A 12,035-nucleotide genomic window follows, 5' to 3' on the forward strand; every position below is an offset into this window, starting at 1 on the left:
ACTCAGGCAGCGGCGAGAAGCGCAGCTGCAGCCTGCTTGTAGGCCACTTCAACGACTTCGCTGAGGGTGGGATGGGTGTGAACCTCCGTAGCCAGCTGACGCACGCTCTGACGGCGGGCCACAGCGTTGGACACCTCCTGGATCAGATCAGCGGCATGCAGCCCATAGATGTGCGCTCCCAGCACCTCACCAGTGACCTTGTTGAACAGCAGCTTCATCAACCCTTCGCTCTCCAGCTCGGCCAGAGCCTTGGAGTTGGCCTTGAAGTAGCTGCGGACAACACCCAACTCGAAGCCCTGATCGGCCGCTTCCTGCTTGGCATCCGCTTCACTCAGACCGACCGAGCTGATCTCGGGGTGGGTGAAGGTCGCCGCAGGGATGCTGCGGTAGTCGATCTCCCGGTTGTGGCCAAGGATGTTGTCGATGGCAACGGTGCCCTGAGCAGCAGCGGTGTGGGCCAGCATCAACTTGCCAGTGACATCACCGACCGCCCAAAGATGGTCCACGGGCTGATCGTTGGCCAGCACACGCATCCGGTCGTCAATGGGCACGAAACCCCGGTTGGTTTCAACGCCAAATGCCTCAAGGTTGAGATCCTTGCTGCTGGGAACACGGCCCGTCGCCACCAGTACCGCATCCACCTCCAAGGTTTCCACAGGGTTGCGGGTCTCCATGTCGACCAACTCGATCTGGACAGGAGCGCCAGGCTTGATCGACTTGGCCAACACGCCGGAACGGGCATCGATATCCCGCCCATCGATCAGCTTGCGAGCCGCCAGCTTGGCAATGTCTGGATCGAAGGTGGGCATTACCCGATCCAGGGCCTCGATCATGGTCACCTCGCAACCCAACGCGGTGTACACATCCGCGAATTCCAGACCGATATAACCGCTGCCAATGATGGCGATCCAGCGCGGCAGCCACTCAAGATTCACCGCCTCATCACTGGTGAACACACTGCGACCGTCGGTTTCAATCCCAGGGGGCACAAAGGGATCAGATCCCGTTGCCAGAATCACATCACGGGCTGTGAGCACCCGATCCACTCCACTGACCTCACGGACACCCACCTGTTGAGGGCCCGCCAGCCGTCCCTTGCCGCGAATGATGGTGACACCGGCCCGTTCGAGGGTCTTGGTGAGGTTGCTGCGGATCGTGGCCACCAGATCATTGGCATGGTCCGCGATCTTCTGGCGCTCAAACCGGACCGGCGCTGCATGAATACCGAAACCGGACAGATGCTCAGCATCGGCAAGCTCACGAACCCGGCCGGACGCCGCCAGCAACGCTTTGGAGGGAACACAGCCGCGATTGACGCAGGTCCCGCCCATGTCTCGGGATTCGATGATCGCAACTTTCAGACCATGTTCAGCGGCGTGTTTGGCCGCATCGAAACCGCCGTAGCCGGCACCGATCACGATCACATCGAAGTCGAAACTGGCGTCGCTCACCCGGAGTGTTGCGTGGAAGCGGTCATTGTCGCCCGTCGACGTTCCAGAAGGAGAGGAACCGCTGCAGCTGCCACATTCAACGACTCCAACCGAGGGCTATGGGGCAGGGTCACACCATGGCTGCAACAGGCTTGGAGCAATGGATGCAGGCCTGATCCTTCATTGCCGAGCACCAACACCGTGGGTTGGCACCAATCCAGCTCCCAATAAGGGATGACAGAACAACCGGCTGCAGCATCGGGCACCAGGGTGCCCACTACCTGAAGGCCTCGCTTTCGGGCCTGACGGAGTTGCAAGGCGAGTTGTTCCACGCCGACATCGTGGGTGGGCCCGAAGCGTCGGAAGGGCACACGCAGCACAGCGCCGACCGCTGAACGCAGCACTTTCGGAGCAAGCGGGTCAGCACCCGCCGCCAGCCACACCTGCTCCACATCAGCCCCAAGGGCAGTGCGCAGCAAAGTGCCCAGATTGCCGGGGTCCTGAACACGATCAAGCGCCAACACAAACGATGGTGTTGACCCAGGCGTTGGCAACCGCTCGAGAGGGAGAAGACAGGCCACACCGTCCGGATTCACCGTGGACAAGGCCGCCTTCAGGGCAACGTCCGACATCGGTTGCACACGAATAAAACCCGACAGTCGCTGCAGAAAGGCCGTATGGGCGTCGAGCCAATCCGTCGTAGCGAACACCTGAACTGGCTCTGGGAGCTGGTCCTTCAGAGCCATCAGTTCTTGGAGTTGGTGGGTGCCTTCGAGCAACAGATGACCGTCCTGCTGTCGGCCAGACGGCGAAGACAGCATTCGCAGACGCCGGATCAACGGATTGCGACGACTGGAGATCAGATCAGCCGCCTGTTCCGCCAAGGGGCTCACCTCAAAAGCTGGCGTGTTTCCGCACTTTCAACCCTTCATGAAGGCTCAGCTCTTTGCCTTCAATATCCATGCCGTTCACAGCAGCGATCTCGCCTTTAATTCCTTCGGCTGCGAGATTCTCAACCAACTTTTTGATCACCTGATCTTCAACAGCCGACTGGTCGATGTTGTCGGGCGTGAGAAATTCCAGAAACTTTCCGACCTTGGAAGCCACCACCTCCGATGAGTTGGAGATCTTCAAAACAATCATGGCCGGTTGTCGGAGATTGACTCCAACAAGATAGTGCGGATGGGGAGACTTGAACTCCCACGACATTGCTGCCACTAGTACCTGAAACTAGCGCGTCTACCAATTCCGCCACATCCGCTGGCGTGCGTCGACCAAGCGACCTGTGAAACATACGACATCGCCACGCTGCTCTGGCTCCAGCCCAAAAGCCACTTTGAGGGCCGGCCGTCTAGACGGTCTCAGACCTTCTGGCCAAGATGGGCGTTCCTCCAGAAATCCCAAGGAATGACAGTCGCGGCTCCCGCGTCTCAAGACATTCTCAAGCCGCACCTTGAGATCGATGGAGGGCACCGACTAGAGGGTGAATTGCGCGTCAGTGGAGCCAAGAATTCCGCCTTGGTGCTGATGACAGCGGCTCTGCTCACCGATGAGCCCCTGACGCTGCACAACGTGCCGCCGCTCACTGACATCGATGGGATGGCGAAAATCCTGATGTCGATGGGCGTGGCCGTCGAGCGCAGCCATGAAACGGTGCGACTTCACGCCGCCACCCTGACCAGTGCAGAGCCGCCCTACGAGCTGGTGAACGGCCTCCGTGCCAGCTTCTTCGCCATCGGCTCCATCTTGGCTCGCTTAGGCCACGCCAAGGTCCCCCTGCCAGGTGGCTGCCGCATCGGAGCGCGTCCTGTGGTGGAGCACATCCGAGGCCTCAAGGCACTCGGAGCCATGGTGACCGTTGAACATGGGGTGGTCACGGCCGCTGTTCCCGGTAAGAGCCAACGCTTAAAAGGCAATTCGATTGTTCTGGACTGCCCGAGCGTCGGCGCCACCGAAACCATCCTGATGGCCGCCACGCTGGCCGATGGCACCAGCGTGATCGAAAACGCCGCGCAGGAGCCTGAGGTTCAAGACCTAGCCAATCTGCTCAACGCCATGGGCGCCTGCATCAGCGGCGCCGGCGGTCCGACGATCACGATCCAAGGTGTCGAACGCTTGCAGGGTTGCGACTACACGGTGATTCCTGACCGAATCGAGGCCGGAACATTTCTATTGGCAGCAGCCATCACCCGCTCCGCCCTGCGGGTCGCGCCGGTGATTCCCGACCATCTCAGCGCTGTGCTGCAGAAGCTGAAAGATTGCGGTTGCAAGCTGGAGTTCGACGGCGACGGCATCGTGATCACTCCTGGTGAAATCCAGGGCATTGACATCACTACACAACCCTTCCCTGGCTTCCCTACCGATCTCCAGGCACCGTTCATGGCTCTGCTGGCCACCGCGAAAGGCACCAGCGTGATCACCGAAAAGATCTACGAAAACCGCATGCAGCATGTGGCGGAACTCCAGCGCATGGGCGCAGCGATCCGCGTTCAAGGCAACAGCGCCGTGGTGGAGGGTGTGCCCTGCCTAAGCGGAGCACCGGTGAAAGGAACCGACTTGAGAGCCTCAGCGGCAATGGTGCTGGCGGGCCTTGTGGCTCAGGGCAAAACACAAGTGAGCGGCCTCAATCACCTGGATCGGGGCTATGCCGGAATCGAGGCCAAGCTCAAAGGAAGCGGCGCACGACTTGAGCGCTGCTAATGCTGAGCCGGAAGGGTCGTCAATCGGCAAAAAGACAGGGTTGAAGATCGCATGAGCACCCGCTCAGGTTGCATCAGGATGGATCGATGCATCGACGGTGAGTTCTGCAATCGAAGTGAAGGAATTCGGCGGGCAAATGCCACGGAAGACACACCACTTGGCGAACAATCCGTGCCGTGTTGATGACGGGCTGCCAGCGTGTAGCATCCATCCAAACCACGTGCAGGCGTGGCGGAATTGGTAGACGCAGCGCACTCAAAATGCGCCGGGGCAACTCTTGTCGGTTCAAGTCCGACCGCCTGTATTGAAGCCACCATGCAGAGCTTGACTGATCAAGCTGTCGCGTGAATTCCTCAGCGTCAGCACTGGCGTGATGCGCAACACCCTCCAACGGGGATGGTGGTCAAGCAACGTTCAGCCAACGTCGCCGATCGATGGCTTGCCTTCAAGATCGAATGATCGTCCCAGCCATTGGCGGCAAAGGGCAAGAAGACTCGCAACAGCATCCATCTCCCAGAAGCTCAGGTCGAATGCTGAACAAACGGCGACGAACCGCCATGGCGCGAATCAGGCACCTGCAAACGGGAGGATGGTGTCATCCGTCACGGCAATCCTGAAGCTTGCCATGGTTTGGTGATCGAGTTACGACCGTAAAAGCATCAAGCGTTAAGCATCAATGCGAAGCCTTCGGAAAACATTCGATCACAGGTTAGAAAGCCTATTCACCACCAAAGAGAGTTAATTATATGAAGTGGTTGCTTTCGATCCTTGGAATAGCAAATAAAAAAAAGAGGTCGACCGATCCAAAAATCGGAGATAATTCGTTTTTTGCGACCAAACAAACATCTGGAGCCCTGCGCTGCCAGTGGCAGCTCAGATCAGAAACGAGAGCAATGATCGACCGAGAGTTTGGCTCCACACTCTTTATCAGAATTCGGGACATCTCAGGGGATCAGTCCATCGCCTCCAAAACAATCGAGGTGCGATCCAATCAGACGGAAGCCTCGATTAACCTCCCAGCGGAAACCGGCAAGATCCTGGTGGACCTTGGCTATCGGTTCGGCGCTGACTTCATCTCCCTTGAGTACCAAATCCTGAATTTTGGTAAAAAAGTGATCCAGATGCCGCGCTACACCGACTGGTTCACTCAGGAATCACCCAACATCCATCAAGAGATGTACGACTTAGCGTCCGCAAGTCGGTCCTTGGGAGGATCGGAGATGGTGCAAAAAGAGGCCTAGTGCGAGCTCAATAATCCACAGACGCGTCTCAGACGAGGCGTCGGCGTTGTCCAAGATGCGCTAGGCAGCCTCAGCGCCAGACTCTTCGTACAACGCTTTCAACTGATCCAATTCAGACATCAAGTAACGGATTTCAAGCCAATCCGTTGAGAGATCGATATCTGTCTCGAGTCGCTCAATCTGACGCTTAAGAAGCTCGGACATGCCAGCGCAGGCAACTGTATTGGTGCCATGAAACCGCGCCGAAGCTGCAATGCAAGCAATTGGTGAATTCCTGACAAGTCGAGGTGAAGCCGCACCTACGAACCAAGCGATGGTTGGGTTTCAATTTCAAGGTTGGATGACTGATTTCAAGGCATCCGGGAGGGTGCTACGGGAGAATGGCACCACGTTCGTTCCCCTCTGGGACCAGCCCTTACAGATCCATGGTGGATGCCTCGCCAGTGACTCCGTCAGCCGCGGTGATGGGCACATACAACCGCTTCCCGATCGCCTTGCTCCGGGGCAAAGGATGCTGGGTCTGGGATGACCAGAGCCGGCGCCATCTGGATGCTGTCGCCGGGATCGCCACCTGCACCCTGGGCCACAGCAACCGTGCGATACGCAAAGCCCTGACGGGTCAGTTGAGCAAGCTTCAGCACGTCTCGAACTTGTACCAAATTCCGGAACAAGAACAACTGGCAGCCTGGCTAGTGAAGAACAGCTGCGCCGACAGCGTCTTCTTCTGCAATTCCGGTGCTGAAGCCAATGAGGCCGCCATCAAGCTGGCCCGCAAGCACGGCCATCAGAAGCGAGGCATCGAGCGTCCGGTGATTATCACCGCGGCCGCCAGCTTCCACGGACGCACACTCGCCGCCGTCAGCGCCACAGGCCAACCTCGCTATCACCAGGGCTTCGAGCCCATGGTCGAAGGGTTCGAGTTCTTCACCTACAACGACCTCACAGAGTTCGAACAGTTGCTCGAACGTCTTGAACAGAACGGTCCACGCGTGGCTGCCGTGCTGATCGAACCTCTGCAGGGTGAGGGCGGCGTGAACCCGGGTGATCCTGACGTGATGAAGGCGATCCGCCGACACTGTGATGCCCGCAACATTCTGTTGATCTTTGATGAGGTGCAGGTGGGCATGGGTCGCACCGGCACGCTTTGGGGCTATGAACAGCTCGGTGTGGTCCCTGACGCGCTGACGCTGGCCAAAGGCCTAGGAGGTGGCCATGCCGTGGGAGCGCTCATGGTGCGGAGCAACGCGGATGTGTTCGAACCCGGGGACCATGCGAGCACTTTCGGAGGCAACCCCTTCGCCTGTCGTGCGGGGCTGACAGTGGCCAGCGAAATCGCACGACGCAATCTGCTCAGGAATGTGCGCCAACGCGGCGATCAATTGCGAGCCGGTCTGAACCGACTGGTCGAGCGTTATCCAGATCAGCTGGCTGGTAGCCGTGGCTGGGGCCTTCTGCAGGGACTCGTGCTGAAAGACGACTGCGGCATCCAGGCCGTTGATGTGGTGAAAGCAGCGCTGGAAGAACAGTTGCTGTTGGTGCCCGCTGGTGCCCAGGTGGTTCGGATGGTGCCGGCCTTGGTGATCAGCTCCCGCGAAGTGCAGATCCTGCTCACCAGGCTGGAACGAGCCCTGGTCCGCGTGACCTGAGTGGAGCGATCGTCGTCATCCCATCCGCAGGACTTGAGTGACCTGCTGCCGCGATTTGATCTGCGGGGCATGGATCTGTCCCTGGAGCGGATGCAGTTGGCACTGAAACATCTGCAGAGCCCTGCAGGATCGATCCCCGCCGTTCAGGTGGTGGGCACCAATGGCAAAGGATCGATCGCCTGTTTGATCCATCACGGCCTAATGGCGGCGGGCCTTCGTTCCGGCCTGACCACCTCACCCCATCTCGTGAGCTGGTGCGAACGCATCCGGGTCGATGACGCTCTCATCAGGATTGAAACGCTGCGCAAGATCCTGGAATCACTGCAGCCTGTGGTCGAAGAGCATCGTCTGACGCCCTTCGAACAACTGATCTGCGCCGCCCTCGTGCATTTCGATCAACAACAGCCCGACTGGCTGGTGCTGGAGGCTGGGCTGGGCGGTCGACTGGATGCCACCACCGCCCACCCACAACGGCCCTTGATCGCCGTGGGCTCCATTGGTCTCGACCATCGCGAGCATCTCGGACCCACCCTGCAGGCCATCGCTGCCGAGAAAGCCGCGGCCATCGGTCCTGGAGCTCACGTGGTGAGTGGTCCGCAAGAGGCCGCTGTACAGGAGGTGCTCGAACAGCGGGTGAAGGCCATGGCGGGAACCCTGGACTGGGTGGACCCGCTGGATGACACCTGGACTTTGGGGCTGCCAGGCCTCTGGCAACAAGGCAACGCAGCTGTGGCCGCCGCTGCCCTGCAATGGATGGGGAGGGACTCAGGCGCGATCCCCGATGCGGCAATCCGTGAGGGATTGGCAGCGGCCCGATGGCCAGGGAGGCTGCAGTGGATGCGCTGGCAAGGACTGCGCGTGCGCGTGGATGGTGCCCACAACCCACCAGCGGCCGTGCAACTCGACCAGGAACGCCGCCGCTGGTCAGCCGACAGAACGCCACAGAACTGGATCCTGGCGATTCAGGCACACAAACAAGCCCCAGAGATGCTCAACCAGCTTCTGCATCCCGGTGATCAGGCTTGGATCGTGCCGGTACCCGGTCACACGAGCTGGAGTGCAGAGCAACTGAAAGCGCACTGTCCGCATCAGGCCGAGCAGTTGAAATCAGCGGTGAATGCAGCGGAGGCCCTGCGGCAGCTGCAGGCTGAAGGATGGCCGCCCACCGCTCCCGTGATCGCCGGATCTCTTTATTTGATCGGTCAGCTCATGGAAACCGGCTTGGTGCAGGCAGAGTGAAGGCCATGCCGCTCCTCCATGCCATGCACGCGCTGCTGAAGGCCCTCGCCGCATTCGCTCTGATGCTCTGGTTGATGCCGGTGTCGGCCATCGCCCTCGACACCTCGGCAGGGGTGGGGCTGCAAGATCGAGCCCTGTTCCAGGAACGGGTCGACTACACCCTAACCAACCAAAGCGACGTGGACTTCCACGGACAGCAGCTCACCAATACCTCCTTCGCCGGTGCCGTCGGCCGTGGGGCTGATTTCAGCGACACCAACCTTTCGGGCGCAATTTTTACCCAAGGGGCCTTTGCGGATGCCAATTTTCATGGCGCCGACCTCAGTGATGCCCTGATGGATCGTGCCGACTTCACCGGGACGGATCTGCGCGATGCCCTGCTGGTGGGCGTGATTGCCTCCGGCAGCAGCTTCGCCGGAGCGCAAGTGGAAGGAGCTGATTTCAGTGATGCCCTCCTGGACCGCGATGATCAACGCCGCCTCTGTCAGGAAGCCGAAGGTATCAACCCGGTGACTGGGGTGTTGACCCGCGACAGCCTCAACTGCTGAACCCGCCAAGCTTGCCTGGATTCAGCAATCCGGCCGGATCGAAACGGTGCTTCGTGGCCACCTGATCGCCATCGATCACTCCGAGGCCACCGCCCTCCACCGTGAGCTCATGGGGGTTGAAGATCAGCGCGCCTTGATCGCGGCATTGCTGGATCAGGCGCTCCAGCGCTTCTGCCCCTCGCCAACGCACCAGAGGAAGGGCCGCTAACCGCTGGGCCCCCTGCTGACGCACACCTTCCAGATGCCAAAGCAGATCGTCTCCCCAGGACTGTTTCAAGCTGTCCAAAAAGGCGAGCTCAGGCTGGGGCAACAGCATCTGCAAGTAGGTCCAGGCGGAATCCCGTTGCCGGAGATGCAAGGTGGTGTGGTTCCAGGTGAGCTCCTTCAAACCATTGCCGTGCCGATCGGCCTCGGAGCCCAGGTGGGTGACGACGGCTCCTGCTGCTGTCGCCAATCGGTGCACAGTGCTGACCGCATCAGGCGCCACAAGCAGCAACAAACGATCTTTCGCTGACACCGGCAGATCCCACTGGGGCAGCTGCTCCACCACCGCTGCCTCCAACACCGTGCACAGGTGCAGGTCAATAGCCGCTGCACAGCAACGGCGCGCCAGCTCCACGGCCGTGGACCAATCAGGGCAGTCGACCACCAGTTCCTGCCAAGCAATGCTCGGAGCAGTGGCCAACGTGAGAGCCGTCAGGATGCCGTTGGTGCCGTAGGCATGGTTGAGAGCTTCAGCTTCGGAGGCCTCGAGTTGAAGCACCCGGGGCTCCCGCTCCAGGGTCACCACCTCCAGCCCGAGCAAGTGCCCGGGATCGCGGAGAAATCCCCAGCGAACAGAACCAATGCCACCGGAGCCGCCAGCGATGAATCCACCGATCGTGGCGCTGCGCCAAGTGCTCGGCATCAACCGCAGCTGACGCCCCTGGGCCACAAGCTCGCGGTTCAGATCCTTCAGCAGACAACCGCACTCCACCGTGACGTCGCCTGTGACCGGGTCGATGGCACGCACGGACCGGAGATGGCTCATCAGCATCACCACACCGGCCTCGAGCGGAACACACTGGCCGTAATTGCCAGTGCCCGAACCACGCAGCGTGAGCGGCACGCCATGGCGCCGGCAGAGCCCCGCGACCTGCACCACCGCATCGACGCTGTCAGGGCGCACCACTACATCGGCCCGACAATCCGCCAATCGCTCCCGCAGCACCGGCGAATAGTCGTAGGCATCGCGGGAATAACGCTCCAGGTCATCCGGCTCAGTCAGCACGCTCAGACCAGAGATGGCGGTCAGCTCGCTTCGCATGGCATTGGTCAGCATCAGGCTCCCCCCTCACGCACGGTCGATTGAATCTGAAACCGGCTGATCTTCAACCCACTGTTGTTTAATCCACTGCTGTTTCACCCACTGTCCCTGAACCTACGGTCCCTGAACCCACTCTCCCCCAGCCAGCACACCCCGCGCGCTGGGAATGGCCAGCAATTCCGGCCAGCCCCCTTGCTGGAGATGGATCAGATCCGCTGGAGCACCGATGCGCAGCACGCCATCCCAAGCGAGTCCCATCAGCTGAGCCGCATCGGTCGTGAAGGGCTTCAAACCATGGTGATCCCAGGGAGCCAGCTGCGCGAGGGGCAGGCTCATGGCCATCAACGCCAACGGATCAAGCTGCCCACCGGGGAACCAGGGATCCTGAACGTTGTCGCCACCGACCGCCACACGCAAACCAGCAGTCTGCAGCTGTCGGATCGGTGCCAACGGTCGACGCAGAGGGGTGTTGTCGCCTTGGCGACCGAGCAGCCAGCCATTGGTGAGCGGCAGGGCGACCACCTGCAGCTGCTGACGCGCCATCCGATCGCTCAGATGCCGCAGAGGGCCATCACGCAGAAGCGCCAGGCTGCTGGCATGGCTACAGGTCACCGGGACCGACACCTCCATGCTTTCCATCACCCGCAGAAGCTGACGCATTCCTGCAGCCGGATGTGAGGAGGCCTCATCGATATGAAGATCGACAGGGCACCCAAGCTGATTCGCCAGCTCCAGCAGCCGTCGCAGGCCACGTCGTTCTTGTCGACCTCGACAAGGAGGCTGGATAAAACCACCGAGGGCACCACCGGCCGCAGCAACCGTGGCCGCCAGCTGCTCACCATCGCGGGTCGACCAATGCTCCACCGGCACAAGTGCCACGAGTTGCAGCTCCAGACGATCAAGCCATTGCTGGCGCAGGGCGGTGAGCGCCTCCCAACTGCAGGCAGCACCGGGCCCGACACTGTCGATATGGCTACGAATGGCTCTCAGACCATGACGCCACGCCAACTGAAGCGCACGCTCGCCGCGGGCCTGCACCTGTTGGAGGGTGCGCGTCTGATGCTCTCGGTAGTTGGCCGCTAAAGCCGCCGCAAACGTGCCGTCGGGGTTGGGATGGTCCTTCCAGGAAAAGGCTTTATCCAGGTGAGCATGGGGCTCCACCAGCCGCGGCAGCACCAGGCCCTCGGCTTCCGGCACAGGCTCGACCGCATCGATCACCCCTTCTCGCCAACGGATCGAGACGGGAATCAGGCCATCTGATCCCGCGGCTGTCGGCACATCAACGGAGTTCCCGAGGGCGGTCTCAAGAAGCAACCGGGGGCAGCGAGCCTTCAGTGCACCGGAGCGAGATGTCTGCAGCATTGAACTCATTCGCGATCGCCATCCTTGGAGTAGGCATTCAGCATCAGAAACTGACCGGCAATGCCCAGAGTGGTGACGCGATAGCTCGGAAGGCGCAGGCTGGGGAGAAGATCCTGACCGCCAACCTCAGTCACATAAACACTGGCCAGTCCGAGATTCCAACGTCGGGTGAATTGATCGGCCAGAGTTGCCAAGACTGTTTGTTGATCAGCGATCAGACGCGGACAATCACTGATCCAGAGCTGAAGCACCAAGGGCAGCACTTGCCTCTGGCAGATTTCTTCGGTGGCCAGGCTGACCAACTGACGGCCGGCAAAAGCGCTGTAGTCCGATCGGCTCGGGTTGGAGAGGGCAAGCGCAGCTCCACTTCCGGCCAGCAGCAGCGCTGATGCAACGAGAGTTGCGGAAGGCCAGCGCCTGCGAGGCGAAGACATGCGCTTGGCCAGTGAAGATGAATTGGTAGATTCTTACCGACGCGGCGGGCGTCGCCAAGTGGTTAAGGCAGCGGCTTGTGGCGCCGCTATTCGGGGGTTCGAATCCCCTCGCTCGCCCTTTCACCTCAT

The 12,035-nt window shown here is 60.5% G+C and carries 12 protein-coding genes and 3 tRNA genes; 7 read left to right on the forward strand and 8 right to left on the reverse strand.

Going from position 1 to position 12,035, the window contains the following annotated elements; all coding sequences use genetic code 11:
- Positions 1-2: 2 nt before the first annotated feature.
- From lpdA to SynA1560_RS10985, 4 genes are all read right to left on the reverse strand, one after another.
- Positions 3-1,451, reverse strand: a complete 1,449-nt coding sequence (gene lpdA, locus SynA1560_RS10970; protein ID WP_186500513.1) for a dihydrolipoyl dehydrogenase — start codon at positions 1,449-1,451, stop codon at positions 3-5.
- Positions 1,448-2,293: a TrmH family RNA methyltransferase gene (locus tag SynA1560_RS10975; RefSeq protein WP_370523241.1), complete on the reverse strand. Its 846-nt coding sequence runs from the start codon at positions 2,291-2,293 to the stop codon at positions 1,448-1,450. Before SynA1560_RS10975 ends, lpdA begins: the two co-directional genes overlap by 4 nt.
- A 31-nt stretch (positions 2,294-2,324) precedes the next feature.
- Positions 2,325-2,573 (reverse strand): hypothetical protein, encoded by a 249-nt coding sequence (locus SynA1560_RS10980; RefSeq protein ID WP_186471177.1) that lies wholly within the window; start codon positions 2,571-2,573, stop codon positions 2,325-2,327.
- A gap of 34 nt (positions 2,574-2,607) precedes the next feature.
- A tRNA-Leu gene (locus SynA1560_RS10985) sits at positions 2,608-2,691 on the reverse strand.
- A gap of 146 nt (positions 2,692-2,837) precedes the next feature.
- Between SynA1560_RS10985 and murA the strand changes: the two genes are divergently transcribed.
- From murA to SynA1560_RS11000, 3 genes are all read left to right on the forward strand, one after another.
- Positions 2,838-4,130, forward strand: coding sequence for a UDP-N-acetylglucosamine 1-carboxyvinyltransferase (gene murA / locus SynA1560_RS10990; protein ID WP_186469303.1), 1,293 nt, complete (start codon positions 2,838-2,840; stop codon positions 4,128-4,130).
- Positions 4,131-4,352: 222 nt separating this feature from the next.
- Positions 4,353-4,434 (forward strand) — tRNA-Leu (locus SynA1560_RS10995).
- A 451-nt stretch (positions 4,435-4,885) separates the two neighbouring features.
- Positions 4,886-5,371, forward strand: coding sequence for a hypothetical protein (locus SynA1560_RS11000; RefSeq protein WP_186500514.1), 486 nt, complete (start codon positions 4,886-4,888; stop codon positions 5,369-5,371).
- Positions 5,372-5,431: 60 nt separating this feature from the next.
- Here SynA1560_RS11000 and SynA1560_RS11005 read toward each other — a convergent pair whose 3' ends face one another.
- On the reverse strand, positions 5,432-5,575 hold the full coding sequence (locus SynA1560_RS11005; RefSeq protein ID WP_186469305.1) for a hypothetical protein: 144 nt from the start codon (positions 5,573-5,575) through the stop codon (positions 5,432-5,434).
- Positions 5,576-5,796: 221 nt separating this feature from the next.
- On the opposite strand from SynA1560_RS11005, the gene SynA1560_RS11010 reads away from it, so the two are divergent.
- The 3 genes from SynA1560_RS11010 (at position 5,797) to SynA1560_RS11020 (ending at position 8,804) form a co-directional block, all read left to right on the forward strand.
- The gene (locus SynA1560_RS11010; RefSeq protein ID WP_255476939.1) at positions 5,797-7,017 is read left to right on the forward strand and encodes an aspartate aminotransferase family protein; all 1,221 of its coding nucleotides are present in this window, start codon (positions 5,797-5,799) and stop codon (positions 7,015-7,017) included.
- Positions 7,018-7,086: 69 nt separating this feature from the next.
- A complete protein-coding gene (locus SynA1560_RS11015) occupies positions 7,087-8,256 on the forward strand; it encodes a folylpolyglutamate synthase/dihydrofolate synthase family protein (protein WP_186501663.1) in 1,170 nt (389 codons plus the stop codon).
- A gap of 5 nt (positions 8,257-8,261) precedes the next feature.
- Complete coding sequence (locus SynA1560_RS11020) at positions 8,262-8,804, forward strand: pentapeptide repeat-containing protein (protein WP_255476940.1); 543 nt, start codon at positions 8,262-8,264, stop codon at positions 8,802-8,804.
- Here SynA1560_RS11020 and SynA1560_RS11025 read toward each other — a convergent pair.
- The 3 genes from SynA1560_RS11025 to SynA1560_RS11035 all read right to left on the reverse strand — a co-directional run bounded on the left by SynA1560_RS11025 (position 8,794) and on the right by SynA1560_RS11035 (position 11,906).
- On the reverse strand, positions 8,794-10,110 hold the full coding sequence (locus tag SynA1560_RS11025) for an FAD-binding oxidoreductase (RefSeq protein ID WP_255476941.1): 1,317 nt from the start codon (positions 10,108-10,110) through the stop codon (positions 8,794-8,796). The two genes, SynA1560_RS11020 and SynA1560_RS11025, sit on opposite strands and share 11 nt — an antisense overlap.
- Before the next feature lie 114 nt (positions 10,111-10,224).
- Complete coding sequence (locus SynA1560_RS11030) at positions 10,225-11,472, reverse strand: amidohydrolase family protein (RefSeq protein ID WP_255476942.1); 1,248 nt, start codon at positions 11,470-11,472, stop codon at positions 10,225-10,227.
- Between the two features lie 5 nt (positions 11,473-11,477).
- Complete coding sequence (locus SynA1560_RS11035) at positions 11,478-11,906, reverse strand: DUF4359 domain-containing protein (protein ID WP_186469308.1); 429 nt, start codon at positions 11,904-11,906, stop codon at positions 11,478-11,480.
- A 44-nt stretch (positions 11,907-11,950) separates the two neighbouring features.
- Between SynA1560_RS11035 and SynA1560_RS11040 the strand changes: the two genes are divergently transcribed.
- Positions 11,951-12,023 (forward strand) — tRNA-His (locus SynA1560_RS11040).
- The last annotated feature ends 12 nt before the right edge of the window (positions 12,024-12,035 follow it).

The organism is Synechococcus sp. A15-60, assembly GCF_014280095.1.
In the GTDB taxonomy this organism is placed as follows: Bacteria; Cyanobacteriota; Cyanobacteriia; order PCC-6307; family Cyanobiaceae; genus Synechococcus_C.

What these genes read in the sequence shown, in the direction of transcription:
- SynA1560_RS10980 (WP_186471177.1), bottom strand. Translation starts at nt 2,573, where the DNA reads ATGATTGTTTTGAAGATCTCCAACTCATCGGAGGTGGTGGCTTCCAAG.
- murA (WP_186469303.1), top strand. Translation starts at nt 2,838, where the DNA reads ATGACAGTCGCGGCTCCCGCGTCTCAAGACATTCTCAAGCCGCACCTT.
- SynA1560_RS11005 (WP_186469305.1), bottom strand. Translation starts at nt 5,575, where the DNA reads ATGTCCGAGCTTCTTAAGCGTCAGATTGAGCGACTCGAGACAGATATC.
- SynA1560_RS11010 (WP_255476939.1), top strand. Translation starts at nt 5,797, where the DNA reads ATGGTGGATGCCTCGCCAGTGACTCCGTCAGCCGCGGTGATGGGCACA.
- SynA1560_RS11015 (WP_186501663.1), top strand. Translation starts at nt 7,087, where the DNA reads ATGGATCTGTCCCTGGAGCGGATGCAGTTGGCACTGAAACATCTGCAG.
- SynA1560_RS11020 (WP_255476940.1), top strand. Translation starts at nt 8,262, where the DNA reads ATGCCGCTCCTCCATGCCATGCACGCGCTGCTGAAGGCCCTCGCCGCA.
- SynA1560_RS11025 (WP_255476941.1), bottom strand. Translation starts at nt 10,110, where the DNA reads ATGCGAAGCGAGCTGACCGCCATCTCTGGTCTGAGCGTGCTGACTGAG.
- SynA1560_RS11030 (WP_255476942.1), bottom strand. Translation starts at nt 11,472, where the DNA reads ATGCTGCAGACATCTCGCTCCGGTGCACTGAAGGCTCGCTGCCCCCGG.
- SynA1560_RS11035 (WP_186469308.1), bottom strand. Translation starts at nt 11,906, where the DNA reads ATGTCTTCGCCTCGCAGGCGCTGGCCTTCCGCAACTCTCGTTGCATCA.